The following is a 25462-nucleotide window of genomic DNA, read 5'->3' on the forward strand; positions in this document are numbered from 1 at the left end:
TGAAGCTTTCTGTTTGCGAATCACTCCTCACTGAATTCATAGTAGTCTCCCTGATTAGGGCTGTTCATCATCTGAGTGCCACTTTTGGGATCGTCACCAGCCACATGGGGATAATCAGAGGGGTAGGCACCGAGTTGAGTATCCTGCGTATCCAGGTTGCCCCAGGGAGTCTCTTCGGCTCTAGCCGTTGCATGGTGGACATTTCCTTGGGAAGATTGGAGCAATAGGTTAATCAGCAAACGGTTATTGAGGAGTATCACCCCTTGAGTACATCAGTGGCAATTGTCACAGGCGCGTCCCGTGGTATTGGTCAGGAGATTGCCTTGACGCTGGCGGCCCAGGGCGTTCAGGTAGCCATCAATTATGCTCGCTCGGCGGCCGCAGCCCAGGCCCTGGTGGAGAAAATCCAGGCCCAAGGTGGGGTAGCGATGGCGGTGCAGGCCGATGTCTCCAAAACGGATGAAGTGGATGCCTTGGTCAAAACTGTCACCGAGGCCTGGGGGCGGGTAGATATTTTGGTGAACAATGCCGGAATTACCCGAGATACCTTACTTCTGCGGATGAGTCTTGAAGATTGGCAAGCGGTGATTGATCTGAACTTGACGGGGGTTTTTCTCTGTACCAAAGCTATCAGTCGCATCATGCTGAAACAGCGATCAGGACGAATTATTAACATCGCTTCCGTGTCTGGACTGATGGGCAATCCCGGCCAGGCCAATTACAGTGCGGCCAAGGCGGGGGTGATTGGCTTTACAAAAACAGTTGCCAAGGAGTTTGCCAGTCGTGGGGTGACGGTGAATGCAGTTGCGCCGGGGTTTATTGCTACGGAAATGACCCAAGACCTGGATGCGGCAGAAATTCTCAAGTACATTCCCCTCGGACGATTTGGACAACCTGCGGAAGTGGCAGGGATGGTCAGGTTTTTGGCTCTGGATCCAGCGGCGGCTTATATTACGGGGCAAGTGTTGAATGTGGATGGTGGGATGGTCATGGCCTAAGCTGAGGTCAGATTAAAGTCGGTGTTGCTATGGCTGATGCGGTCGTTCCACCCCCTTGGAGCAATATTACCCAGGCCTACTATCCAACGGTCAAGCGAGATTCTTGGTACAGTTCTGTCGCTCAAACCTATGATCGAGTCCGACCGCGCTATCCCCAAGGGTGCATTCAGCAGGCCTTAGATTGGGCAAAACTTTCACCTGGCAGTCATATTTTGGAGTTGGGCTGTGGGCCAGGAATTGCGACCGTGGCCTTGGCCCAGTTGGGATTTCACCTGACCTGTTTGGAACCCAGTGGGACTGCCTGCGAGATTGCCCAGGCCCGGTGTCGCGAATTTCCCCACGTTGAGATTATTAACACAACCTTTGAGGCCTGGGATAGTTCAGAACAGTCCTTTGATGCAGTCTTGGCGGCAACCTCCTTTCATTGGTTAGACCCAGCGATTCGGTGTCGAAAAACGGCAGAGTTATTGTCTCCTGGTGGGCCGTTAATTCTACTTTGGAATGTCCCGCCCCAACCCGATCCAGATCTTTTTCCAACTATGGCCCCGATTTATGGTGAATTTGCCCCCAGCCTTGGCCAGTATGAACATCCTGCCCAACATTTAGCCGCGATGGATATTCTCAAAGAGCATATTTTAGAGTCAGGTTATTTTGAAGATTTTCAGACCCATACCCAGGCCTGGCAAATTACCTACTCTCTAGCAGATTATTTAGCTCTGCTGGGAACCTTATCCCCCTACATAGCCTTGGAACCTGAGGTAAGGCAGCGGCTCTTTGCCGAGTTAGAAAGGACAATGACCCAGGCCTGGGGGGAAACCCTGACCCTAGATTGCCTGACCGGGGTACAAGTCACCCATCAGAAAACAGCAATCCCCGGACAAACCTAAACTAGAGTTGTTTTGAATAGGGTTTGCACCTGCGACCAGGCATCACTAGCCGCCGCCGCGTCATAACTGCCCCGTTGATCACAGAAGAAGCCATGATCGGCCGGATAGCGAAAAATATGATGTTTAATTCCAGATTTTTGGAGTTCGGTTTCGATGGCGGTGACTTGTTCTAGGGGAATACTGGCATCCTGATCGCCAAAAAAGGCATAAATTGTTCCCTTAATCTCTGGGGTGCGACTGAGGGTTGGTTGACCACCGCCGGGGGTAGAGGTGGCAATGCCGGCCCCATAAAAAGAGGCTGTAGCTTTAATTTCCGGCAAGGTTGCGACCAAGTAGGCCACATGCCCCCCAAAACAAAACCCAATCGTACCAATAGCTTCGGGATTCACATCGGGTAACTGGCTGAGGTAGTAAAGGGTGGCCTGGGTATCGGCAAGGAGATGGGCCGCGGTGGTGGCATCCTTATATTTCCGCCCAATTTCAACATCGGCGGCCGTATAACCCGTTTCAAACCCTGGGGACTGGCGTTGATAAAGGGCCGGGGCAATGGCTACATATCCTGACTGGGCAAATCGTTCTGTAACATGGCGAATATGACTGTTGACCCCGAAAATTTCTTGAAAAACAATCACCGCCGGATGGGGGCCGGGGGCTTCAGGCAGGGCTAAGTAGGCATCAATGGCAATGTCACTACTGGGAATTTGCACGGAGCGAGTCGTGATGGTCATCGCCAGTTTTGTCCTACGCTACATCAAGGTCGGGAAAGGTACGCTTAAACTCCTCCAGAAGATCATCAAGTTCCTCCAGGGCCTGGTTGATGTCAATGCGTAAAGTCCCAATGTCCGGCTGCTCCAGCAACTGCACTAAAGCTCCCCGTTGTTGGACAATGTCCCGTACCCCAGTCCGTAATGCTTCCTGATCCATACTGCCCTCTCAAGCAGAACCAATGCCTCCCCATCTTAACCAGTTCTTGGGCATCTTTTCCTAGCTGTTGGTCTAGATCAAGGTCTGCTGGGGGACTTTACAGGCCTGGGGAAACTGGTTCAGCCTGGGGCGTGGCTAAGAGTTCCTTCAGGGGGGTTGAGTTACTGGTTAAGGTGGGCTTTAATTCCTGAAAATCCCGCCCCAACTCGAACGTGGCAAACTGGGGTAAGATTTCCCGACAAAAAGTATCTGCGGCCCGTGACCGATAACGGTTGGGGTTAGTAATTAAAGACAAGGTGCGCTTGATGACCACATTTTCAATTTTGATACAGCGCATATCCCCTAACTGCAATTCCTTATCAATGGCTGTGACCGAAAGAAACGCTGCCCCCAGGCCCGCCTGCACCGCATTTTTAATCGCTTCAATCGAGTTCAGCTCCATTTCCACCTTTAAGCGGCGAGGGTCAATATTGGCGCGGAGGAGAACCTGATCAATTACCTTGCGGATCGTGGATTGGGCATCCAACGTAATAAAGTTCAGCTTGTATAAGTCCTCTTTAACAATTTGATCAGAGACCGCCAGGGGATGGCTTGCGGGTAACACTAGGGCTAATTCATCTTCCGCATAGGGCGTGACACTAATGGATTCCGTTAATTCGGCTGGAACTTCGCCGCCAATGATGGCCAAATCCACTTGCCCATTGACTAAACTCCAACAGGTTCGCCGGGTGGAATGGACATGGAGTTGGACGGCCACTTGGGGATAGAGATGGCGAAACAGGCCCATCATCCGCGGAATCAGGTAAGTGCCAGTGGTCTGACTTGCCCCTAAAATCAGGGTTCCCCCTTGGAGTTTTTGCAGGTCATCAACGGCCCGACAGGCTTCTTGGCAGAGGGCTAAAATCCGGTCGCCGTATTCCAAAAGTAGCTGTCCTGCCTCAGTCAGTTGGGCCCGCCGCCCCCCCCGATCAAATAGGGGAACATCCAGTTGCTTCTCAACATTTTGAATTTGTAAACTGACGGCGGGTTGGGAAATATAAAGGCTTTCGGCCGCCCGCTTAAAACTACCTTCGGCGGCAATGGCTTTGAGAATGCGAAGGTGATCCAATGTAAAGGGAAGATCGGTCATGAACGACTCACAGGCTTTAGCCATAAAGGGAAGAGGATCGCAATTGAATTGAGGAAAGGTATCAGTCTGGTCAGTGAGGAATTACCAGAAGCTTAATTGCCCATTGTGGCAGCTTATTTCATCTCGGCCAATAGGTTCAGGCTACAATCCAGCCAGGGAGAGCGGGTGATGGTAGCACTGGTGGAAATATAGTCCACTCCGGTCAGGGCGACAGTGCGAATGGTTTCCTGGGTGATATTGCCGGATGCTTCAATTTTGACTTCTGGGCGTTGATGGCGAATCATATCCACGGCCTGGGTCATCCGCTCAATAGGCATATTATCTAGCATAATGATGTCTGCCCCAGCGGCTAGGGCGGTTTGGACTTGCCCGAGGGTTTCGGTCTCGACTTCAACTTTGTGGGTAAAGGGAATTTGGGTGCGAATCTGATCAAGGGCCTGGGCAATCCCGCCAGCAGCCTGAATGTGATTGTCTTTAATCATTACCGCATCGTCTAAGCCGAAGCGATGGTTAATGGCTCCCCCGACTTGAGTGGCATATTTTTCCAGCAATCTCAGACCAGGTGTTGTTTTGCGGGTATCAACTAGTTGGGTTGGTAAATCGGCAATCAGATCGGCATATATCCGAGTTAAGCTGGCCACTCCACTCAGGTGCATGACTAAGTTGAGGGCAACCCGTTCGCCGAGGAGGAGCGTTTCTAAACTGGCTGTCACACGGGCGGCAATTTGAGTAGGGTTGGCCGGCTCACCATCCTGAATCAAAAACTCAATTTGGGCTGTTGGTTCGAGGAGTTGAAAGACCCGCCCAAAAATTGATAGTCCAGCGATCATTCCAGCTTGTTTGATTTCCAGTTCGGCTTGTCCGGTTTGTTCTCCCAGGCCCAAGGCTTGTGTTGTCCGATCACCCCGGCCAATATCTTCCTTGAGCCAGGCCTGGAGAAGCGTATCTAAGATCAGCCAATGGGGTAAAATCGCCACAGAATTTTGCTTCCCTGCACAACTGCCTGCCAAATCCTTTTTAATACTCTAGGGCCAAACTCCAAAAATCCTCCATGTTTCGGGCAAGTCTGCGGTGAGTTCAGCACGATACTGGGAATCAAAACTGCGCCAGGTTCTCTATCCCCGCCCCGGCCGTCTTCGTCTGGCCTTGCAATACCGTGGCTCCGTGATTCCAGCCATTATGCCGCCAGTGCTACTCTGTACGGCTGCTGGGATTGTGATTAGCCTCCTCCATACCTATGTCTATCCCCTGAGTCTGCCGATTCTGGGGACGGTAATTCCCACCATTGTCCTCGGGTTGCTCTTAGTTTTTCGGACGAATACAGCCTATGAACGATTTTGGGAGGGGCGGAAACTATGGGGCCTGATGGTGAATACGAGCCGGAATCTGACCCGCCTAATTTGGGTGGCCATTCCATGTGAGACAGAAGCAGATCGTCAGGCCAAGGTTGGCGCACTGCATTTAATTCTGGCGTTTGCAATTGCAACGAAACAACATTTACGGCAAGAACCTTTGCAAGAAATAGCCCCATTTTTGACCCCTGATCAACTCCAGGCCTTAGCCACGGTGCAAAATCCCCCCCTGCGAATTGCGTTTTGGCTTGAGGACTATCTCCATCGGCAATATCGGCAAGGGAAAATTCCCATCTATCAACTGACGGTTTTAAGTGATTATGTGGGGAATTTGGTGGATGTAGTCGGTGGTTCGGAGCGGATTATCAAAACCCCAATTCCCTTGGCCTATGCAATTCACCTTAAGCAACTCCTCCTGCTTTATTGCCTCCTGCTGCCTTTTCAATTAGTGGGACAATTGGGCATTTTTACTGGCCTGGTGGTGGGATTGATTGCCTTCACATTATTTGGAGTAGAAGAAATTGGCCTGGAAATTGAAAACCCCTTTGGTCGCGATTGTAATGATTTGCCCCTAGATGCTATCTGTCAAACCATGCAACAAAATATTCAGGATTTGATTGATGCTCCACTAATGCCGTTCATAGCTCCACCTGACTCAGAATTACGGTCAGGCTATCCCCTTACCAAGATGGATCAATAGCGTTACTGTTTATCCAGGGTAATTTAGAGATTTGCATCTAGTCTCGCTCGTCCGGTGATGGATATCAGCCTGAAACATGGCCAACAAAGTCACGTACCGTCCGTAGGGGGGCCAGAACCGCCCCGCTTGCCCCAGGGTCACGCCATGCCAAACTGTGTTCACTTGCAAATGCTGCCCCTGCAGATTGGTATAGTGTGACGAGAGAGTAGAAATCTTAAAAAGACTGCCTATAAAGCATTTCCTGACTTGTCCCAATGAGAGCCCTAAATGAGTAACGCTATCCATCTCTTGTGATCATCAACATCTCTCGCCGCAGCCCGGACACCCCACGCTTCGGGACGGGTATTCATTAACCACATCAATGACAGCATTGATAACAAAGTCTCTGCGGTTCCCAAGAATCAAAGTTCTCTCTACTAAGGCACAGGCGTGATCTCAACTTCCATTTGATAAAACTTGAATGTGTTCGCTTCCTGTGGGTGATTCGCTGCCACTAACTGGTAGGAGTCTAGTACGTCCGTAATGAAGCTCTCCCATTCGGGTTCTGGCAGATGCTGAGTCCATTCCACAAAGGTGGCCCAGGCAAAAGCAAAAAACGCCTCGCGGGTTTTGAAATCCCAGACTTTATCCTCCACGTTCAACTTCACAACCCGAAATCCAGCCTTCTCAGCTAACACTCTGTACTCCTCAGGCGTGAAATGCACATAGGGTTGGCGAAAGCCCGTGAAGTTGTTGATCCAGCACGCCCGATGACAGACCTCTTCAATAACGTCTTCCAGGCATTTACGCTGACCACTTGGTACCAAGCGCAGCAGGGCCCGTCCGCCTGGCTTCAGTACCGCTCGAATTGAGCAAAGGGCCAAGTCTTGCTCCACAACCCAGTGGAGAGCATTAAAGGAAACGACAAGATCAAATTCATTCTGGTAGGGTAATTGGCGAGCATCGGCCACCTCGAAGTGGAGGTTCTCTAGAACAGGGCGACCGAAGCGGCTCGATGCAAAAGCAACCATCTCTCGCGACGGATCAATGCCAAGTACCGAGCCACGGGGAAGCTGCATAGCAATTTCCGCTGTGATCTTTCCGTCTCCGCAACCAATATCAAGAATCCGCTCGTCGCCTTCCAGCACCAACCGCCCAAGTTGTTCCTCCGCCATTACCTGCTGAAGGCCCGATTGGCGGTGATAATCGTTTGCGTGCCACTCTGTCATGAAATGTCCTCGGGTTGCGGCTGCTTGATACTAGGGGGTGTTAGACTGCTTCATCTAGAGATGATCTTTCAAATTCTTAAATAATGTTGTGACATCGAGCTATCTGCTTCCGTCCACTCATTAATATGCTGCCTGCAGTTGCTCCAATCTCAATTCTTAAGATACAGTCAGGCACTACCACAGATGGTTATGTGCTGAGGAATTAAGTATATCTGAAATCTGACGACCTAACGCTCTTTGTCTTAATAAGCACGAAAAGCCCAGGTCACTCATCCCCAAAAAGACCCCGATAAAGTTGCCTTAAAAAAAAAGAGATTTGTCAGTATTTAGAAGCGAATCGAGTTTCAATTGAATCAGGAAAAACCGTTGTCTACTGCGTGGATCAGTGTCATCTTGTTTCAGAGGATATTTGTGGATACGCTTGGGGTAAAGCGGATGAAAGAATACAGGTTCCCATCAAGAATATAAAGGAGAGGCGAACCGATTATGGTGCAATAAACTATGTCACAGATCGCCTAATTGTCAAACCTTATTTGAGTGGAAATAGTCAGAATACTATTCAGTTTATCAAAGCGATAAAGGCGATTCATCCCAATCAGAAAATTATGGTGATTTGGGATGGTGCAGCATATCATAACAGTGATGATTTCCGTAAATATTTACATCAAGTCAATGGAGATAAGTCAGAACAAGAATGGCCGATTTACTGCATCAAATTAGCCCCATACGCACCGGAACAGAATCCGATTGAAGCAGTGTGGCTGTAAGTTAAAAACTTCTTAAGGAAAGTGTGGCACTTATTGAAGACGTTTAAAATTATAAAATGGCTGTTTGAATTATTTTTAAGTCTTTTTGTTCTCCATTCTTCTTATTTGAGCATGTATGATACGTTCTCATGAATAATTACTGTTTGCTATATTGATGAAATTATCTAAATAATCGCTACAGATCATTACCAAGACGGCTCAATTTTCCTGGCCACATTTTTGATTGAAGAAGATCAGGATCAATCAGTAGAGTTTCAAGGATTTCAGCCAAAGTTTCTTAGTTTAAGGGCTTAATTTCCTCAACCGTTATAGTCATTTCCCTGAGGAATAGAACACGAAAATGCTTGAAGCCGCTACCAGTAGTACTTTTAAGAGTCTCACTTTTGGCAGAAATGACTATAAATCTTTGACTTCTACATCGTTAAGATGGGAGACGGATTCTTATATTATGACACCATTAAAAGCAACCATATGAAATAAAAAGGCGATATTGGAGGTAGGAAGACAGGCTATATTCATTGGGTAGATTCTCCTGTAGGCTGGATCATAAAGTCCATCAATTCCAGACCCAAAAGTCGCTCCACTGCAATTTTTCCTATGTCCCATGCTACTGATGTTCTCACCTTAGCCCGCTGGATGGCCGCTGATTTTAGTAACCAGGCCCAGGCCTTTGAAAACCCACCTTTTTTTGCCCACATTCGGGTGTGTATGCGCCCCTTGCCCAAAGGAATCGTGTCTGGCCTGGGGTTGTATGTCGAACAAGCCTATGACTATTTACTCTCTGTGCCCTATCGGGTGCGGGTTTTAGAGTTGTTGGTGATGTCGGATCAGATTGCCATTAAGAACTACACCCTCAAGGATGAGAAAAAATTCTACGGAGCCGCCCGCAATCCCCATCGCCTCCAAGAGCTAACAGAAGTCGATTTAGAGCTTTTACCCGGCTGTAACATGATTGTGGCCTGGACAGGGACAGGGTTTCAGGGGCAAGTCGAACCGGGCAAGGCCTGTACCGTAGTCCGCAAAGGGAAAACCACCTATTTAGACAGCACGTTTGAGATCGATGGCGAAAAGTTTATTAGCCATGACCGGGGCCGGGATCCGCAAACCGATGAGCATATTTGGGGTTCTGTGGCTGGGCCGTTTTATTTTACCCGTACCGAAAGCTTTGCCACTGAGATTCCTAATTCACTCTAGGCTAATGGTGCTGATGTCTAAGAGTTGAACGGTTTCTCTGGATTTCCCAGACCTTGATAGCATAGGAAAGGGCAGATATTCAGCTTCTGAGATTCGCCCACCTTAAATAAAGTGCTTTGACTAACCTATGCAAACCTACTATTATGTCCTCGCCAGTCGTAAATTTCTCATTGAGGAAGAACCCTTAGAAGAAGTCTTGAAGGAACGGCGGCGGCATTATCAAGAAACAGGGAAAGAAATTGACTTTTGGCTGGTGTCGGAACCCGCATTTTTAACCGCTCCTGAGTTATCTCCCCAGCGAAATCAATGCCCCCAACCCGCAGCAGCCATTATTTCTACTAATCCTCAATTTATTCAGTGGTTGAAGTTACGTTTAGAGTTTGTGATTACCGGAGAGTTCCAGGCCCCCAGTGCCACTATTCCTGATCCGATTGCCACTGCCTCCCAACCCGCTGCTTAAAGGGAACTAACCCAAGCATTGTCCAGTTGACGTTCCAATTGGGGCTGGAGGGGTAATCCGGGGTTAATGAGTCGGCCGGGAGTTAGTTGATTCATCGGGAGGTTATTGATTCCCTCGACTTGATGTGGGCCTGGCCAGAGTAACCAACTACTGCTTGGGGATAACTGAGATAAGCTGGTGGGATTGGTGGTGAGCCAAAGAATTGGAGTCTGTATCGGGGGCGGTGACTGGGGGCGTTGGGGCTGGGGTTGAATCGCGGCTAAGGCCCGGAGAATGGCGGTTTCGTTGATCAAATGCTCCACATCCCCCAGGGAAAGCTCAACGGGAATATTTTGTTTGCGAGCATAGAAATAAATAGCCGCCGCGGCCATGACGGCCTGTTCAAATTCATCCGGGAGCCAGGCCCCGCTCACATCCAGGCTAACCATCACCGCCATACCACCACTCAAGGCATCCAACTCTCGCACCCGTAATTCCCCATACCTGGCACTCGTCCGCCAATGCACTAAGCGCAGAGCATCTCCCCAACGATAGGGCCGGAGGGAACGGGTTAAGCCTTCCGTGGCCAATTGCCGTTGGTATTGCCGGTCAACCCAGCGTTGGGAGGTTTCTTGACCCAGTTGATCCAAGAGCGGACAGGCCTGTAGGGGTAAGACAATTGGATAAACGACAGCGGTTGCGGGGACAGACCAGGCCCGCTGACACCAAAATAAACCCAGGGGGGCCGCCGTGCGGAGAGTTACTTTTTCCCAATGATAAATGCCTCGCCGGGTCGGAATTATTTTGCGGACATAGCGATTTTGGGTTTGGGTGGGCAAGTCGGCAATGACATGGGGCGGTGGGGCTTGCTGGGCCAGGCCTGGGGGCAGATGATCCTTAAGGGTGATCAGGGCCCGCGGGGTTTGGCTGGGATTAGAGAGTTCGAGTTCTAGGGTCAAGACATCCCCCACACTGACGGGTCGAATGGGTAAACGGGTCATTACCAGGCCCCGAATCATCCGCGCTGGTGTTAAGGCCCCCACCAACAGCAAAGCGACAATAATCCCAGTCATCACATAGAGCCAGCCGGACATCGAATTTACTGCCGCCCCAAAGAAAAACAAGGCCAGGCCGCCCAGCAGTAATGCCCCAAAGGCTGGAGTCACCCATTGTCGCTCTAACCACCGATTCAAACGCTGAATCATCTCCGCTCCAGTCCCATCGCCAACCGCTATCCTTTACTCTAAGGGGATTTTGATAACTCGGGGCCGGAGAGGACTAAATTTAGCTTTCAAAACATAAAATAGAGACTTTTCGGATCAATGGCCCGATACAGGGCTGGCAGATTTAAGATAGACGTGATCCTTGTATCCGGCCCCTGATCATGGTGAATACATTAGTCACTCCTGTGCCGAGTTTAGGGGAATTGGAGCTTGGCCTGGCCAAACTGCGAAACACTCTCCGCCCGGGGCAACGGGAATTAGCAAATTGGTTAGATGGCCCCTTGGCGGTTTCAGCAGTTCCGGGAGCGGGAAAATCTCACGGGATGGCCATTGGAGCCGTGATGACGTTGGCCCAGTCCCAACTCCACCGCCAAAAACAACTGGTGATTGTCACCTTTACCCGCTCCGCCACCGCCAACATTAAGAGCCGGATTCGCCAACACCTGGCTAATTTGGGTTTACCCCGCTATGGTTTCTCGGTTCAAACCCTCCACGGCCTGGCCCTGAACATTGCTGCCAGTAACATCCGCCACGGCCTGGATTTATCTCAAGCAACTCTGATTACGGATGTCCAGAAAAGTCGGATTTTGCGGCGGTGCGCCCAAGAGTGGCAGCAGGATCACCCCCGGGCCTGGCAGATCTTATTAGATGGCCAAGCGACTGAATACGAGGAAACAGAACTGATTCGCCGCCGGACGGCCCTTTTGAGTGAAGTCTTACCCAAACTAGCCCAAACCAGTATTGCCGCGGCAAAAAGTTCTAACCTGAGTCCGGCAGATTTGGCTAACCTGGCCGCCGGCCATCCCGATGCCTACCCCATTTTAGAAATTGCCGCCGACCTCTATGGCCGCTATCAAACCCACCTCAGCGCCCGCGGACTCATTGACTATGACGAAATGATTTTGGCCGCCTTACGAGTGCTTGCAGATCCAGAGTCCCGCCGCCACTGGCAAACTCAAGTTTATGGGGTTTTTGAAGATGAAGCCCAGGATTCCACCCCCCTGCAAACGGAACTTCTCAAAATCCTAGCTACAGACCCGCTTAATCCCCATCTAGTGAACCTTGTCCGGGTGGGAGATCCAAACCAGGCCATCAACTCCACCTTTACCCCGGCTGACCCGATCTTCTTTGCCCAATTCTGCCAGGCCTGTGCAGATCAATCCCGATTCTTTACGATGAACCAGGCCGGTCGCTCTAGTCAGATCATTATTGACGCAGCAAACTATCTCGTCGCCTGGACTAATGGGACACAAGTGGCTGGGCCAGAATTGCCGTTTCAACCCCAGAAAATTGAGCTAGTTTCTCCCGACGACCCCCAACCAGATGCCAATCCAGCTGCGACCGGCCGGGGCCTGGAAATTTACGCGCCCAGAGATGTTATCCATACGGTGGCCTTGATTGGGGAACGGGTGGGACAACTGCTAACGGAAAATCCCCAGGCCAATGCCGCTGTCTTGGTGCGGGAAAATAAGCAGGGGCGATTTGTGACCGATGTTTTAGCCCAGCCGGAAAAGTTTGGCTTAAACACCAATTTGGCAGGCCTGGGAATTACGGTTTACGACACAGGCAGCGAGGCCCGGCGTTCCCATGTTCCAGCCGAGTTACTGAATATGCTCCTTTTTTTACATCGCCCCCATTCCCCTGGCTATTTCAAGGCAGCCCTGGATATTTTCACCGCCCGTCAACTCATCCGCCGCCAAGATTGGAACGCTCTCGTCAGCCAACCGGAATTATTTTTATTTCCCAGTCCAATCGATCCTGGCCCCCATCCCGATGAACAAGCCGCCCAACAACTCTGCCAGGCTCTCCTCCAGGCCCGTTTGAACCTAGCCCTCTATCCCCTGATTGCCTATGTGGCCAATGTGCTCCAATACGACCCGACCGAACTGGCCACCGCTGATAAGTTAATTAGCCAATTGGCACAACAGGCCGGCGGACAACAAACTTGGACAAGAATTAGCCCAATTTGGCAGGAGATTGTCAGTGAAGAAAAATTTGATGCGGTGGAGCTAGGGGATCCAGACAGTAACTTGATTCGACCACGGCAATTAACGATTATGACCATGCACAAAGCCAAGGGCCTGGATTGGGATTATGTCTTTCTACCGTTTTTGCATGACACCGTCATTCCGGGTAATCCTTGGGTTCCGGGTTCGCTCAAGTTTCTCGGTCATGCCAACCTTGAGGAAGTCGCGCGGGCCCAAATTCGCAGTGCCGTTCACCAACGCCCAATTCCAGATATTAACGGGGCCTGGGAACACGCTAATCACCTCAAAGCCGCCGAAGCCTATCGGTTACTCTATGTGGCGATGACGCGGGCCAAACGTTTGCTATGGATGTCGGCGGCGATCAATGGCCCCTTCAGTTGGGCAAGTTTTAATTGGCATCAAAGCTATAAATTCGATCCGAAAAAACCTTGTCCTGCCCTGGATGCCCTTCGCAAGCAATTTCCCCAATCACAAATGTCCATTACCTATTAGTCTGTTTGCCTGCCATCATCATGCCCACACCTCAATCAGTCTCAAACATTCAAAGCACAAAAGAGCTATTTGATTATTGGTATCACAAAGTTATCTTTCGCAATCATGATCTCATTGAATCTGATAATCATTTGCCTGCCTATGAAATCCGTCATGAATGCACAAATTATGATACTTTGCTTAAGTTGCCAGAAGTTGAAACACTGACGGGACTGGAACGAGATCGAGTTTACGCTATCATCAAGTATCAATGCACTAGCAAGGTTCTTCAACGCCGAGCCAGCTATTTTCGTCAAAAGTCTGTAGAAATTCGTCATGAACTTGATCAACTGAATCATCAAAATCAGGAAAACAAGAATTGGATTGAACAACTCAGACGGCTTTTGTTCAGCAAAGATATTGAAATTAAACAACTTACGGCCCAGATTGCTTTGTTAGAAGCTGAAAAAGAAGTTCTCCAGGCTGAAAGTGATCAATCAAGTGCCTATGCAGAACTGTTAAAAGAAGTAGAAACACTCAGAAAGAAGTTTGAAAAGGAGAAAAAACGACGTGAGGAACTTGGAAAGAATAACCAAAGTTTAGGCGGCCGAGTAGCTCATACGGAGCGGTATAAGCGAGAACGGAATGAAGCCAGAGAGCAAGTAACTAAGCTAGAACAAATCAATCGGACGTTACAAAATGAACTCAATCAACTTAAGGGGGTACCTTTGCGCTCAGAACCCAATAAATCTCAACGCAGACTGAAAAAATCTCCCCTCGCCACATCCGAGCTAGAAAGGGACAACCCAGCCAATGGCCAATGACATCTTTATCGAACTGACGCGGTTAACGTGATGAAACTTTCTGAACTTAAAGCACTAGTTTATGACCAGGCCCAGGCCAGAACCCCGAAGGAGCTTAAAGCCCAATACCCCAGCCTAAAATCCCTCGACTTTCGCCGCAAACAGGCCTGGCAAACCGCCTTAAAATTTCTCTCCACATTGCCCCCACCCGCGGAACCAAATCTCACCTATGAACAATGGTTAGCCCATCCACCCCCAGAATATCGGGAATTATTTGCCACCCTTGATGCCACCAGCCAGGCCTTTGACCAACACTATGCCAATGCCCAGGCCTTAAATGGGGAGTTAATCCAGATTGCCGATGAGTTAGAGTCCCTCAGTTTAGAATTGGAGACCGAAGCCAAAACCTGGCCCAATCAACCCCCCAGGCCCCCCAAACCTGACCCGGCACTAAATTAGGCTGCATATCTTCTGAATCCAAAGGTTAGGCCTGGGCAATTAAAGCCACTTCCACCCGTTCGGCCTGGGGTTGGGTTAATTGAATGGCAATATTGGGGCCAAAAAACTTGGTGATCTTATCCTGCTTCTGTTGCCAAACTTCAAACTCAATCGCCGAGGAATCAAATTCTAAAATTAAGGTATAGGCTCCGTGGATCAGGTCTTCCCGGATACCCACCAAAATCGGTCGCTCATCATCGGAAGGGCTTAGGCCCAAGGCTGTTAAAGAACTGTCCAAATGGGCATCTTGACCATAACGATAGCGGGTAACATCTTTGCGAATTTGGGTTTGGATCGGCGTGGCCTGGGTTTCCCGCAAAGCAATAATGTCCGGGGGAGTGGGTTGGCTATAGGGGACAGGGGACAATTCCGCAGCTTTTAAGGCCAGCCCCCCCAAAAGTAAAGGCACACCATAGAAAAAACCGGCCAAGTTTAAGGTGGCATTACCTGACCCATAGGCAATAAACCCAATCACGGTCAAAATCGAACCTACCACCAGGCCGAGCGTACTTAAGGAAAACCGACCAAACATGAAGACCTCTCCCCACCGGGACTCTGAGATTTTGCTACTACCAGCCACGCAGGGCCTAAGATTAACGATAGTTTACAAATTGTAACGCGGCTGGATAATCCTCTTCCTTAAGCCGTTGAATCACCCCTTGCAAATCATCCTTAGACTTGGCTACCACCCGCACTGCATCCCCTTGAATACTCGGTTGAACTTTCTTAAACTCTGTCCGAATCAGCTTACTAATGTCCTTGGCCAACTCAGCAGTCAAGCCCCGCCGCAGTTGAATGGCCTGAGTCACCCGCCCACCGGCCGCCGGGTCAATGGGGCCATAGTCAAAAATCTTGAGGGATAAGTTACGTTTAGCTGCTTTAGTTTGCAGGATGGTGATCACAGCATCGAGGGTAAATTCACTGTCGGTATTGATCGTAATTGCCTCTGGGCCAAGTTCTACAGTTGTTTTGGTGCCTTTGAGATCATAGCGGCTTTTAATGTCTCGAACTGTTTGATCTACAGCATTAACTAACTCCTGTCGATCAAAGTCGCTGACAATATCAAAGGAAAAACTACTGGCCATACTAATTCCTAACGGGAGTATCCAAGATTTTAATAACAAGTAACACAAAGATAACCATTATAAAGCAATCCGTCCTCAATTACGAGAATATTATGTGCTGAAAGTCTAGGATAATCTCCACTTTTGCCTCGTTTTGTTAGTATTAGGCAGCTTCTCAACCAGAATAGTGAGATTGTTTAGATCATCTAATGACTATTGCAACTACAAATGGCGGTAATGTCTTTTAGTAAAGGACAGATAAAATAAGGGAAGATTGTTCTTTTAGTGCCTATGTAAAACGTCCCTGGTTTTCTGCCTTGCCCGACCTGTGGCTCAGACGACATCAGACATCATGAAGAATGAACAGATTCGTTTAGAGAAGGCAATGAGTGCAAATCAAGCTGTCTTTTCCTCATCCTTTACTAAATAGGACTACCGATAAAGACTACCTGTTGGCTTCAAAACCCGATGTAATTCCACTAAGCGAATTGCTATCATCACCAAATAGGCTGATAACGAATTTTGCCCCAAGGTGCGGATTAATAGATCCAGTAATTCAGCCAGTTCGCCCCGCTTAAATTTCAGTTGTTCTAAAGCTCTTACGGATTCTTCTCCCCATTGCCAAGTGTCTTCAAATGCCGTGATCTGGGCCTGGGAGCTTTCACCTTTAAGAGATTTGAACAGGATGTTATACCCGGCCTGGGAGTTGAACGGTGGATCAAGATAAATTAAGTCCACACATTCCTCGGCAAGGCTGGCCCGTAAGACTTCTAAATTATCGCCATAGTAAAGCATTTTCATATCTGGGCTAATTGAGTTTGTAAGTGGTTGGGCCTGGCCTGGGAGTAGTCGAACCTATATTTAGGAATAAATTATGATCGGACTGATTATGAGCCACATCCCCACAAATCATTCTCAATTATTGCCCTAGTCAAGAGCGATGATGTCAAGATTCATCGTTTTTTGAGAATAGGATAATTAATCCGCTCAACTTAGCTACGGTCTTCCAAGAGCCTTTGCCACTCGGCATCAATTTTGTCAGTTTGCTCGGCTTCTTGGGTGATCAGGTCTTTTTCAGTGGTGTAGGCCAGGTTTGTCTGTGTGATCAGGGTTTCTGCGGCATAGGCCTGGGCGGCGGTAATTTTGTCCTTAAGGGTGGCATCGGCGGTGCGGAGAATTTCGGCCCGGTTTTCTCGGATTTGATTGCGGGCTTTGATTCGGCCATTCATCACTAGAATCCAGTAGTAGCGACCGAGGGGAATTCCCAAAAAGCCCAGGCCATAGGCGACCAAAACCCAAAAGATTGACTGCACAAAGCCGACGATGCCGCCCAACTGGGTTGCTACGGATCCATCCCCAAGTAAATTCCACAGGACTAACGCCCCGACTAGGTTGATACAGCCGAGGCCAATGGCTAACATCACTTGTCCACTGCTAGCGCGGGTAAATTTCCAGGTAATTTCTTCCAGATAGGGTGAAACAGGTTTTTGGCGTTGTTGTTTGGCCGTAGCCTGGAGATCTGGGAAATGATAAATAATCTCGCCCTGCTCCGTAACTTGGGGAACCCCATTAAAGCGACTCAAGACCGGAATCATAAAGTTTTCGCCACTGGACAGCGGGCCTGGGGAAATATCCAGATAGGGGGCAATTTGTTCAGCAACGACGGCTCCTTTTTGGTTGATAATTTGCTGCCCGACTTCTTGCCAGCGCCGTTCTTCCAGATTGGCATTGGGATTCCCATCACCAAAGAGAAACGAATAAATCCCTTCTAAGAAGTTCATTTCCTCTGGATTTTGTCGCTGATTACGGGACGACTGCCGCCGCGGCCGATAGGGATCACTGCCAAAGAACCATCAAAAGTCTGGGAAGAAGATAAAACGGGGGAAGTCAAAGCCGCCGGAGCGATTATTGTTATCATTTCGGCTACTACTGGCAGCAATCACAATGAGGATGATGGCAACAAAGATTAAGACGATTGAGAGAATCAAGAAAATCCCAAAGGACATCCGAATCAAATAAAACAGAACGGCCCAAACCTTGGCCCAGGCCTCTTGGAGTTGAATCCGTAAATACTTAGACCGCAAAATTCCCCGAAAGTCCCGTGGCAAGACATAGGCAATATCCCCAGATTCGGCCACTTGCAGATCTCCACCCACTGCACTGGCCAAGGCCAACAGGCCCTTTTGAGAAGTATTGAGGTCTAAACCAGCCTTGGCCGCAACATCACCGACCGTGACTCGATAGCCTAATTGTTCAACAGCCTGCATGACCGCTGGGTTTAAGGTTGCGACTTCTGCCATAGGGATAAACTCTCAAGTTGGCTTAATTCTTATTTTATCGTAACAATTTGAGCTGCTCCAGCTTAGGTGAGGATTATCCCCCCAGGAGTTGCCGCTGTCGAGTTTCTATGTTTATGGTCTTATGCTTGAAACTGAGTAGCCTGTTTCTGGGTTAAAAAGGCTTTGATAGTTTTCGGATTCCTCTTGTTTTACTTGCCAACCACCACCACCAGGCCTGGGGCGAACATGAAAAATTGGACTAGTTGAAGGAGGCGGGTTTTTCCTGACCATTGAATCTATCTTTTCCTAACATCAGAATTAAATTCCCACACATGAAATTCATACTAATAACTAATTATACCAATGGTTTATCTAATCGGTCGCGCCAATGCCCTACCCCGTTCTGCCGACTCTCAAAATGAGCAGTCCTAGCCAAAGTTTGCCATCTAATATGGTCTAGATTACGATTGCACAAACGCCAATAAGTCGGTATTCAGTTGATCTTTACTCGTATCGCCTAAACTATGGGAACCTCCAGAGTAAAGCTTTAAAATTGCATTGGGAATTAGTTTAGCGGCTAATAGGGCAGAAGCCTCAAGGGGAACAATCTGATCATCGTCACCGTGAATAATCAACGTTGGAATATCAAACTTTTTCAAGTCTTCAGTAAAATCGGTCTCAGAAAAGGCCTGAATACAATCGTAAGCATTCTTATGGCCTGACATCATTCCCTGTTGCCACCACGATTGAATCGTCCCCTGGGAAACCGTAGCTCCAGGCCGGTTAAAGCCAAAAAATGGGCCACTGGCAATATCGAGAAAGAACTGGGCCCGATTTGCCAAATAAGCGGCACGAAACCCATCAAAAACCTCTAAGGGTAGCCCCCCGGGATTTGCTTCTGTCCTGACCATAATTGGCGTTACAGAACCCATCAAGACCGCCTTTGCCACGCGACTTGTCCCATGCCGGCCAATGAAACGCGCTACTTCTCCCCCACCCGTTGAGTGACCAATCATCACAGCATCCTGAAGATCAAGAGCCTGGAACAGTTCCGCCAAGTCATCAGCATAGGCGTCCATATCATTGCTTTGCCAAGGTTGACTAGAACAACCATGCCCGCGCCGATCATGGGCAATACAGCGATAGCCATGAGAAGCCAGAAAAAACATCTGCGACTCCCACGCATCAGAATTCAAAGGCCAGCCATGACTGAAGGTGATCGGTTGTCCAGAACCCCAATCCTTGTAATAAATCTCGGTACCATCTTGTGTCGTTATGGTTCCCATATCATTACCCCCTATTGTCCGAAGACTGGCTTTTATAGCGTTACGCAGGCTGTTCTGAGAGAGTAGAACTATCAAAAAGACTGCCCACAAAGCATTTTCTGACTTGTCCCCATCTCACCCTAAATGAGTAACGCTATAAATGCTTTTAGGCTACCTCAATTTACTTATTTCCAGCGGTTTATTACGCATTGTCATTAAATAAAACCATCTCTGTTTGTAATTCGTAATAATTCTATTATTTACTCAAGCAATGTAAGCTATCAGTCATCGAGTTATCTGGACTGTTCTAGAACCATAAATACTCTAGAATTCATGGTAAAAAATATCTTCTACCCTCTCCTTAACCAAAGCGACCACTAACATAATCCGCAGTTTGCTGCTGGGCTGGATTATTAAATATCTTCTCAGTCCGGTCATATTCGACCATCTCACCCAAATACATAAATGCCGTATAGTCCGATACCCGACTAGCCTGTTGCATATTGTGGGTAACAATCAAAATCGTGACTTGATCCTTGAGATCCCCAATCAAGTCTTCAATGCTAAGAGTGGCAATCGGGTCTAAAGCAGAAGTTGGCTCATCAAACAGGATCATCTCTGGATTTGTCGCTAAAGCCCGGGCAATACAGAGACGTTGTTGTTGACCACCAGAGAGAGCTGTACCCGCTTCATTGAGTCGATCCTTCACCTCATCCCAAATTGCTGCCCCCCTTAAAGACCGCTCCACCACCTCATCTAACACCGACCGCTTACTGATTCCCCGGACTCGCAGGCCATAGGCAATATTTTCATAGATCGATTTCGGAAATGGATTAGGTTTCTGAAAGACCATCCCGATCCGCATCCGCACTTCAATTGGATCTGCCTTTAACAAATTAGATTGATCACTTGTTAGGGTAATACAGCCTTCATAGCGATTGCCTGGATAGAGATCATGCATCCGGTTAAAACAGCGCAAGAGGGTTGTCTTACCACATCCCGATGGGCCGATCAATGCCGTCACCTTCTTTTCATAAACCAGCAAATTAATGTTTTTGAGGGCCTGCTTAGAGCCATAGTAGAAATTCAAGCCTTCGACTTCTGCTTTTAAGGGCAAGGCCGGGGCCTGGGAGCCAGCAGATTGGACAGAGGAATTGTTTACCATTTGATACCTTTCCGAAAGCGATAACGTAAATAGATTGCCAGGCCATTGACACCCAGCGTTAACACCAACAAAATAATCCCCGCTGCCGCTGCATTGACTTGAAACGCCTCTTGGGGACGGGACACCCAGTTAAACATTTGGATTGGCAAAACTGTAAACGGAGATTGCAACCAAGCAAAAGAAATAAATGGAAATTCTGACTTGAGTGGAGAATCTGGCAAAAAGGTAATAAACGTTAAAGCCCCAATCGTAATTAGGGGAGCCGTCTCACCAATGGCGCGGGAAATACCGACAATGATCCCTGTTAATATCCCGCCCATAGAGTAAGGTAAAACATGATCAGCAATCATCTGCCATTTGCTAGCTCCCACGGCATAGGCCGCCTCGCGGATAGTGCTGGAAATTGCCCGTAAAGACTCCCGTGTTGTCACAATCACAATCGGTAAAATAAGTAGGCCCAAGGTCAGCCCTGCCGTAGCCACACTCTGGCCCAAGTTAAGGGTATAAACAAAAAAGCCTAAAGCTAGCAGACCATAAATGATCGAAGGCACTCCCGCCAAGTTACTGATGTTAATTTCAATAAAATTACTAAACCAGTTCTTGGGCGCATATTCCTCTAGGTAAATGCCTGCCGCAACACCCATCGGAATGGCAAACAAAGCCGTGACCACCATCACCAATAATGTGCCAACCCAGGCAATTAAGACTCCAGCTTCTTCAGGAGTACTACTCGGTGGTGAGGTAATAAAGCGCCAGTTTAAGATTGGCAGTCCCCGAAAGAATAAATCTAAGACTAGGGCAGTCAGCGCAAGCAAGGCAAATAGGATTGAAAGAAGACCGAGGAGAATAAAAATCTTCTCTTGAAGGCGTCTCTGGTCAATCGACCGATGAATGGCAGTCAAGTCCTGGGTAATTTCGACCGGCGCAGTAGTCATAGTCTCAAATCTCATGAGTTCTAAACAGCAGTTCAGTAAATCTCTCGGAAGCGACGACTCAGGAAATATCCCAAAATGTTGAAGATTAGGGTCAACAAAAATAACATAATTCCAGCCGCAAAGATAGATTGATATTCTAAAGAGCCGTGGGGTAGATCCCCTAAGCTTACTGAGACGATAAAGGCAGTTGTGGTGGCAGCACCTTCAAGGGGATTAAGGGTAAAAATGGGTTGTAAACCGGCTGCTACAGCCACAATCATTGTTTCCCCAACTGCTCGCGAGATGGCCAAGATATAGGCAGCCACAATTCCAGAAAATGCGGCGGGCAAAACGACACCAATAGCAGTTTGTAAACGGGTTGCCCCCATCGCATAGGAACCTTCCCGCAAATAAACTGGCACAGCCCGCATGGAGTCTTCTGCCAAAGAACTGATGTAAGGAATAATCATAATGCCAATGGCAATCCCGGCCGAAAGCATATTAAACCCAGGTAATTGGAAATATTCAAATTCCTCACGCCCCGGCCAGAAAAACATCTGCACAGCTAAGATTAGCTTTTGCAACGTTGGGCTAACCAAAAGCAGGGCAAAGTAGCCATAAACAACAGTGGGGATGCCGGCCAGAAGCTCCAAAACGGGTTTGAGCGATTCCCGAAGGCGGGGGGAGGCAAAATCACTCAGATAGATGGCCATCACAGTTCCCAAGGGAATAGCAACCGTCAAACCCACCAAGCAGGTCACTAAAGTTCCAGTCAGTAATGGCAAAACCCCAAAAGTCTTTGGCTCAATCAGGGGCGACCATTCAGTGGTAGTCAAAAATTCTACCAAAGCAGCCCAAACTGTCCCAGCATGATCCTCAGCCACCAGTTCAAAGAAAATCACTGACTCGCTAAATAAAATATAGACAATAGCAAGGGTTGTAGCGACAGAAGAGAAAGCTGCTAAAAACAAGATCGTTGCAATGATTCGCTCTCGCCATATTCTCACGGTGCGTGATGGCAGGTTTAGGGGTAGTTGTGTTGCGTAATTAGGGGCAGAATCTGACATGGTTTGAGCTAAGGAAAGAACGGAAGGATGTTGAACAAGAGCTTAACTAAAAACGGCCAGCAGCGAAAGCAGCCACCAGCCGCATTGGTTATATAACGAGCCAGAGGAAATTACCTGGCTTCCCGTTTCAACAGTTCAGCAATAGTTAAACCGACAGCCTCTTCACCGCCAAAGACCGTGCCAACCCGACCTTTGTTAAAGTTAGCAAGAATAGTTTTGTAGGCAGAAGCAGGTAAGGCTACCATCCCAACCTTCTTGGCAGCGGGTGCTGCATTGTTCATGTAGTAGGTGACAAACTGCTTGACTTCGGGACGGGAGGCAGCCTTTGAGCTCACATAGATGAACAAGGGACGAGACAATGGTCTGTAAGTCCCATCCAAGACCGCTTTGGCAGAGGGCATGACGGGGCCTTTACCGCTGTTGACCCCAACGGCCTTAACCTTGCTCTTGTTCTCTAAATAGTAGGACAAGCCAAAGTAACCTAGCGCACCCCGATCCCGGGACACACCTTGAACCAGCACGTTATCATCTTCACTGCCGGTAAAGTCTTTACGAATCTGTTTTGATTTACCATTAATTGCTTCAGTGAAGTAGTCGAAAGTGCCAGAATCTGCTCCTGGGCTGAAGAGCTTAAGGGGAACATTGGGGAAGCCAGCCCGGACTTGACTCCAGTTATTAACCTTGGAACCTGGCTCCCAGATTTTTTTTAGTTCAGCGGTGGTTAAGTTGCTGGCCCAGGTATTTTTTGGATTGATGACGACGGTCAGGGCATCGTAAACAACTGGTAATTCAATAAAGTTTATCCCGGCTGCTTTACAGTCAGCAATTTCCTTGGACAAGATGGGGCGAGAGGCATTGGAAATATCGGTTTCACCCCGGCAGAATTTTTTGAAACCACCACCAGTTCCAGAAACCCCAACGGTCACCCGTGTTTTACCACCAGTGGACTTTTGAAAGCTCTCTGCAATCGCTTCCGTTATTGGGAAGACGGTACTAGAACCATCAATTTTGACGGTGGGCACGCCTTGGGATTGGGCAAGGGGGATTGAGAGGGCAGAGATGGCAACAGTACCGGCAAGGGCCCCCAAGATGGGTAGGGACTTTTGCTTGATCATCTGAAACATGATATTCCTCGGAATGGTTGAAATTCAGTAATTGAGGGAGGTTAGAGGAGTTTGGGTAACATTGCGTAAAAATGCTCCCAATAGGCAAGAATTCTTAGGCCCACCGATCAGAATACGCAGCAATCAGCATTTTTTTGGTTAACGTTAGGGAAAGGTTTGGTTAATTTACTCACGCTTAAGTACAAAGAATTTATCGGTGTAAGTTTCCATAACCTTGATGACATGATAATTTGCAGATACTCGGCAAACATTGAGGCTGAACCATTTTTAGAATGGCTTAATATTTCTAGAAAAACCAAAAATTTTATTTGCCAATATTTTCTGTCTGTTATTTGACTGTGGGCGATCCTAAGGATAGTGTTCTTCACTGAAGACTTGATGGAAATGTGTGAAAAGTGTTCTCTAGCCAGGGCTGCTGAGATTTTTAGGAGTTACAATCGGCTGCCTCAGGCCAGAGAGTTTCCTCCTCATTCCTCCCCAGGCCTGGATGGAGATAACACGATTAGCTAATATTCCACGTTGATTTTTAGGCTAGGGATGAGAGGGTTTTGCTTAACAGTAAACGAGTTGGGAATAGCCAATGGGCATCGGTGGCCCGCAGTTGATATCCCAATTGTTGATAGAGTCCTTGGGCAATTGTATTGCTGGCTAAAACGTGTAAATAAACCTCTGGATGTTGGTGTTGAATCAGCCAGGCCTCGACCGTTTGGATCAACTGCTGGCCGATCCCTTGCCGCCGATAATCGGGGTGAACAGCCAGATTCGATAAGTATGGGCGGGGAATCCCTTTTTTGTAGGGGAGATTTGGCTCTAGGAGGCGTAGTTCAACCTCGACAACTCCAAGTAAATTTGCTGCCTGGGGATGAGTGGCAATAAAACAGCCATACCCCTGCTTGCCGTGGCGTTGTCGCTGGTTTAGGTCTTGCCAAATTCCCCACTGAATCAGGGGCGCGATCAGCAGTAAGGGGGTGTCGAGGGCATAGAAAGACTGGCAAATCAGGGCGGCGGCGGCCTCTAATTCATTGGCCTGGGCGGGGCGAAACTCTAGGGAGCGGGGTAAAAGGGAAGCAGACAAAGCAAAATCTGGATCAGGATAAAGAGATGATGGATGAATTACTGGCCAACGTCCGCTTGCAGAGTTTGGATTAGTTCTTGGACTTGAGGGTTGGCAAATAGGGCTTTTGTATCTGCCATCAGCCGCTCACCCCAAAGGTTCTCCCGTTGAAACTCTGGTTCAATATAGCGGCTATCGAGACGTAGTGCCACAAGGGCCGTGTTAATACCCTGCTGTACTTGCCCTTGTCGAAATAAGGCAACTGCTAAGGCTAGTTTAGGTTCTCCAGCTTTGTTATCAAGGGCAACGGCGGCCTGGAAACTGCGAATGGCCTGGGGGATTTCCCCCTGTTCATATTGGAGTAAACCAATGTTATTTAAAGCTGGCCAGAATTTTTTGTCGTACTTGAGGGCCTGGCGATATTGAGCGATGGCCTTGGGATTTTGCTTGAGCTTCAGGTAGGCGTTCCCGAGGTTAAACCACTCCTCGGCAACATCACTGCGAAGGGCTAAACCTTGCTCTAATGCCCGAGCTGCATCTTGGTAGGCTCCTGTCCGAAAATAGGCTGAACCAAGGCTAAAATAAACTCCAGCATTTTTTTGATTCAGGGCAATTGAGGTATTCAAGGCCGGAATGGCTTCAGCGGGTTGAGAAACCGTGAGATAGAGACCACCGAGGAGGGCCCACACTTCATAGGCCTGGGGGGCTAGTTGAGCCGCTAATTTGGCCCGTACCAAGGCTTCGTTAAACTGTTGAAATTGGGCCAGTTGCAAGGCTTCTTGGGCTACTGTTAGGCCATCACGCTCCATGTCAGTGGCGCTGAGTTGTGGAGTATGGGGGATTAAGACCTGGGCCTGGGCAACACTCAGGGGCCAGATACTGATCCCTGCCACAAAAAATAGGCTACCTAAGCGAGCAACACTAACAGAGATACAAAGTCTGGGCACTG

Annotated in this window: 25 protein-coding genes and 2 pseudogenes; 9 read left to right on the forward strand and 18 right to left on the reverse strand. The window is 48.6% G+C overall.

Translation table 11 applies throughout. From position 1 onward, the window contains the following. Positions 1 to 20: 20 nt before the first annotated feature. Positions 21 to 260: a hypothetical protein gene (locus RIF25_RS06355; RefSeq protein WP_322877708.1), complete on the reverse strand. Its 240-nt coding sequence runs from the start codon at positions 258 to 260 to the stop codon at positions 21 to 23. A 3-nt stretch (positions 261 to 263) separates the two neighbouring features. Here RIF25_RS06355 and fabG point away from each other — a divergent pair, with 3 nt between their 5' ends. Next, complete coding sequence (gene fabG, locus RIF25_RS06360; protein WP_322877709.1) at positions 264 to 998, forward strand: 3-oxoacyl-[acyl-carrier-protein] reductase; 735 nt, start codon at positions 264 to 266, stop codon at positions 996 to 998. 29 nt (positions 999 to 1027) lie between these two features. Then, on the forward strand, positions 1028 to 1885 hold the full coding sequence (locus tag RIF25_RS06365) for a class I SAM-dependent methyltransferase (RefSeq protein ID WP_322877710.1): 858 nt from the start codon (positions 1028 to 1030) through the stop codon (positions 1883 to 1885). Here the strand turns inward: RIF25_RS06365 and RIF25_RS06370 are convergent. The 4 genes from RIF25_RS06370 to nadC form a co-directional block, all read right to left on the reverse strand. Beyond that, the gene (locus RIF25_RS06370) at positions 1882 to 2613 is read right to left on the reverse strand and encodes a dienelactone hydrolase family protein (protein ID WP_322877711.1); all 732 of its coding nucleotides are present in this window, start codon (positions 2611 to 2613) and stop codon (positions 1882 to 1884) included. The genes RIF25_RS06365 and RIF25_RS06370 overlap by 4 nt on opposite strands. Positions 2614 to 2626: 13 nt before the next feature. Then, positions 2627 to 2809 (reverse strand): hypothetical protein, encoded by a 183-nt coding sequence (locus RIF25_RS06375; RefSeq protein ID WP_322877712.1) that lies wholly within the window; start codon positions 2807 to 2809, stop codon positions 2627 to 2629. Positions 2810 to 2906: 97 nt separating this feature from the next. After that, positions 2907 to 3938, reverse strand: coding sequence for a LysR family transcriptional regulator (locus RIF25_RS06380; protein ID WP_015126214.1), 1032 nt, complete (start codon positions 3936 to 3938; stop codon positions 2907 to 2909). A gap of 113 nt (positions 3939 to 4051) precedes the next feature. Beyond that, complete coding sequence (gene nadC / locus RIF25_RS06385) at positions 4052 to 4915, reverse strand: carboxylating nicotinate-nucleotide diphosphorylase (protein ID WP_322877713.1); 864 nt, start codon at positions 4913 to 4915, stop codon at positions 4052 to 4054. Between the two features lie 94 nt (positions 4916 to 5009). Between nadC and RIF25_RS06390 the strand changes: the two genes are divergently transcribed. Then, complete coding sequence (locus RIF25_RS06390) at positions 5010 to 5990, forward strand: bestrophin family protein (protein WP_322877714.1); 981 nt, start codon at positions 5010 to 5012, stop codon at positions 5988 to 5990. Between the two features lie 416 nt (positions 5991 to 6406). Here the strand turns inward: RIF25_RS06390 and RIF25_RS06395 are convergent, their stop codons facing one another. Further along, positions 6407 to 7198, reverse strand: a complete 792-nt coding sequence (locus tag RIF25_RS06395) for a class I SAM-dependent methyltransferase (RefSeq protein WP_322877715.1) — start codon at positions 7196 to 7198, stop codon at positions 6407 to 6409. A 377-nt stretch (positions 7199 to 7575) separates the two neighbouring features. Here RIF25_RS06395 and RIF25_RS06400 point away from each other — a divergent pair, with 377 nt between their 5' ends. The 3 genes from RIF25_RS06400 (at position 7576) to RIF25_RS06410 (ending at position 9619) form a co-directional block, all read left to right on the forward strand. Further along, entirely contained in the window at positions 7576 to 7965 is a 390-nt protein-coding gene (locus RIF25_RS06400) for a transposase (RefSeq protein ID WP_322877716.1), read from the forward strand. Positions 7966 to 8562: 597 nt separating this feature from the next. Next, entirely contained in the window at positions 8563 to 9159 is a 597-nt protein-coding gene (locus RIF25_RS06405) for a chromophore lyase CpcT/CpeT (RefSeq protein WP_322877717.1), read from the forward strand. A gap of 127 nt (positions 9160 to 9286) precedes the next feature. Then, positions 9287 to 9619, forward strand: coding sequence for an MgPME-cyclase complex family protein (locus tag RIF25_RS06410; RefSeq protein ID WP_322877718.1), 333 nt, complete (start codon positions 9287 to 9289; stop codon positions 9617 to 9619). Here the strand turns inward: RIF25_RS06410 and RIF25_RS06415 are convergent. Next, positions 9616 to 10803 carry a DUF58 domain-containing protein gene (locus RIF25_RS06415; protein WP_322877719.1) on the reverse strand — a complete coding sequence of 396 codons (1188 nt, stop codon included), beginning with the start codon at positions 10801 to 10803 and terminating at the stop codon, positions 9616 to 9618. The two genes, RIF25_RS06410 and RIF25_RS06415, sit on opposite strands and share 4 nt — an antisense overlap. Before the next feature lie 179 nt (positions 10804 to 10982). Between RIF25_RS06415 and RIF25_RS06420 the strand changes: the two genes are divergently transcribed. The 3 genes from RIF25_RS06420 to RIF25_RS06430 are packed head-to-tail and all read left to right on the forward strand — an operon-like array spanning position 10983 to position 14542. Continuing rightward, positions 10983 to 13301 (forward strand): ATP-dependent helicase, encoded by a 2319-nt coding sequence (locus RIF25_RS06420; RefSeq protein ID WP_322877720.1) that lies wholly within the window; start codon positions 10983 to 10985, stop codon positions 13299 to 13301. Positions 13302 to 13321: 20 nt separating this feature from the next. Continuing rightward, positions 13322 to 14104 (forward strand): hypothetical protein, encoded by a 783-nt coding sequence (locus tag RIF25_RS06425; protein ID WP_322877721.1) that lies wholly within the window; start codon positions 13322 to 13324, stop codon positions 14102 to 14104. Positions 14105 to 14134: 30 nt separating this feature from the next. Next, on the forward strand, positions 14135 to 14542 hold the full coding sequence (locus tag RIF25_RS06430) for a hypothetical protein (protein ID WP_322877722.1): 408 nt from the start codon (positions 14135 to 14137) through the stop codon (positions 14540 to 14542). A 25-nt stretch (positions 14543 to 14567) separates the two neighbouring features. On the opposite strand, the gene RIF25_RS06435 is transcribed toward RIF25_RS06430, so the two are convergent. The 11 genes and pseudogenes from RIF25_RS06435 to RIF25_RS06490 form a co-directional block, all read right to left on the reverse strand. Continuing rightward, positions 14568 to 15113, reverse strand: coding sequence for a DUF2854 domain-containing protein (locus tag RIF25_RS06435; protein WP_322877723.1), 546 nt, complete (start codon positions 15111 to 15113; stop codon positions 14568 to 14570). A 61-nt stretch (positions 15114 to 15174) separates the two neighbouring features. Then, on the reverse strand, positions 15175 to 15666 hold the full coding sequence (locus RIF25_RS06440; RefSeq protein ID WP_322877724.1) for a YajQ family cyclic di-GMP-binding protein: 492 nt from the start codon (positions 15664 to 15666) through the stop codon (positions 15175 to 15177). A gap of 417 nt (positions 15667 to 16083) precedes the next feature. Next, positions 16084 to 16446: pseudogene (locus RIF25_RS06445) on the reverse strand (site-specific DNA-methyltransferase); the annotation flags it as partial. 191 nt (positions 16447 to 16637) lie between these two features. After that, positions 16638 to 17945, reverse strand: a pseudogene (locus RIF25_RS17195) (hypothetical protein). Positions 17946 to 18385: 440 nt separating this feature from the next. Continuing rightward, complete coding sequence (locus RIF25_RS06460) at positions 18386 to 19210, reverse strand: alpha/beta fold hydrolase (protein ID WP_322877728.1); 825 nt, start codon at positions 19208 to 19210, stop codon at positions 18386 to 18388. Between the two features lie 340 nt (positions 19211 to 19550). Then, entirely contained in the window at positions 19551 to 20354 is an 804-nt protein-coding gene (gene pstB / locus RIF25_RS06465; protein ID WP_322877729.1) for a phosphate ABC transporter ATP-binding protein PstB, read from the reverse strand. Continuing rightward, on the reverse strand, positions 20348 to 21289 hold the full coding sequence (gene pstA, locus RIF25_RS06470; RefSeq protein ID WP_322877730.1) for a phosphate ABC transporter permease PstA: 942 nt from the start codon (positions 21287 to 21289) through the stop codon (positions 20348 to 20350). The genes pstB and pstA overlap by 7 nt, the downstream gene beginning before the upstream one ends. A gap of 32 nt (positions 21290 to 21321) precedes the next feature. Continuing rightward, a complete protein-coding gene (gene pstC / locus RIF25_RS06475) occupies positions 21322 to 22335 on the reverse strand; it encodes a phosphate ABC transporter permease subunit PstC (protein WP_322877731.1) in 1014 nt (337 codons plus the stop codon). Between the two features lie 110 nt (positions 22336 to 22445). Further along, entirely contained in the window at positions 22446 to 23459 is a 1014-nt protein-coding gene (locus tag RIF25_RS06480) for a PstS family phosphate ABC transporter substrate-binding protein (protein ID WP_322877732.1), read from the reverse strand. A 526-nt stretch (positions 23460 to 23985) separates the two neighbouring features. Next, entirely contained in the window at positions 23986 to 24534 is a 549-nt protein-coding gene (locus RIF25_RS06485) for a GNAT family N-acetyltransferase (RefSeq protein ID WP_322877733.1), read from the reverse strand. Positions 24535 to 24572: 38 nt separating this feature from the next. Beyond that, on the reverse strand, positions 24573 to 25460 hold the full coding sequence (locus RIF25_RS06490) for a tetratricopeptide repeat protein (protein ID WP_322877734.1): 888 nt from the start codon (positions 25458 to 25460) through the stop codon (positions 24573 to 24575). Positions 25461 to 25462 lie beyond the last annotated feature (2 nt).

This window comes from Pseudocalidococcus azoricus BACA0444 (assembly GCF_031729055.1).
GTDB lineage: Bacteria > Cyanobacteriota > Cyanobacteriia > Thermosynechococcales > Thermosynechococcaceae > Pseudocalidococcus > Pseudocalidococcus azoricus.

Excerpts from the sequence above, each read along its gene's own strand:
- RIF25_RS06365 (WP_322877710.1), top strand. The coding sequence starts at position 1,028 with ATGGCTGATGCGGTCGTTCCACCCCCTTGGAGCAATATTACCCAGGCC.
- RIF25_RS06370 (WP_322877711.1), bottom strand. The coding sequence starts at position 2,613 with ATGACCATCACGACTCGCTCCGTGCAAATTCCCAGTAGTGACATTGCC.
- RIF25_RS06375 (WP_322877712.1), bottom strand. The coding sequence starts at position 2,809 with ATGGATCAGGAAGCATTACGGACTGGGGTACGGGACATTGTCCAACAA.
- RIF25_RS06380 (WP_015126214.1), bottom strand. The coding sequence starts at position 3,938 with ATGACCGATCTTCCCTTTACATTGGATCACCTTCGCATTCTCAAAGCC.
- RIF25_RS06395 (WP_322877715.1), bottom strand. The coding sequence starts at position 7,198 with ATGACAGAGTGGCACGCAAACGATTATCACCGCCAATCGGGCCTTCAG.
- RIF25_RS06405 (WP_322877717.1), top strand. The coding sequence starts at position 8,563 with ATGTCCCATGCTACTGATGTTCTCACCTTAGCCCGCTGGATGGCCGCT.
- RIF25_RS06410 (WP_322877718.1), top strand. The coding sequence starts at position 9,287 with ATGCAAACCTACTATTATGTCCTCGCCAGTCGTAAATTTCTCATTGAG.
- RIF25_RS06415 (WP_322877719.1), bottom strand. The coding sequence starts at position 10,803 with ATGATTCAGCGTTTGAATCGGTGGTTAGAGCGACAATGGGTGACTCCA.
- RIF25_RS06420 (WP_322877720.1), top strand. The coding sequence starts at position 10,983 with ATGGTGAATACATTAGTCACTCCTGTGCCGAGTTTAGGGGAATTGGAG.
- RIF25_RS06425 (WP_322877721.1), top strand. The coding sequence starts at position 13,322 with ATGCCCACACCTCAATCAGTCTCAAACATTCAAAGCACAAAAGAGCTA.
- RIF25_RS06430 (WP_322877722.1), top strand. The coding sequence starts at position 14,135 with ATGAAACTTTCTGAACTTAAAGCACTAGTTTATGACCAGGCCCAGGCC.
- RIF25_RS06435 (WP_322877723.1), bottom strand. The coding sequence starts at position 15,113 with ATGTTTGGTCGGTTTTCCTTAAGTACGCTCGGCCTGGTGGTAGGTTCG.
- RIF25_RS06440 (WP_322877724.1), bottom strand. The coding sequence starts at position 15,666 with ATGGCCAGTAGTTTTTCCTTTGATATTGTCAGCGACTTTGATCGACAG.
- RIF25_RS06460 (WP_322877728.1), bottom strand. The coding sequence starts at position 19,210 with ATGGGAACCATAACGACACAAGATGGTACCGAGATTTATTACAAGGAT.
- pstB (WP_322877729.1), bottom strand. The coding sequence starts at position 20,354 with ATGGTAAACAATTCCTCTGTCCAATCTGCTGGCTCCCAGGCCCCGGCC.
- pstA (WP_322877730.1), bottom strand. The coding sequence starts at position 21,289 with ATGACTACTGCGCCGGTCGAAATTACCCAGGACTTGACTGCCATTCAT.
- pstC (WP_322877731.1), bottom strand. The coding sequence starts at position 22,335 with ATGTCAGATTCTGCCCCTAATTACGCAACACAACTACCCCTAAACCTG.
- RIF25_RS06480 (WP_322877732.1), bottom strand. The coding sequence starts at position 23,459 with ATGTTTCAGATGATCAAGCAAAAGTCCCTACCCATCTTGGGGGCCCTT.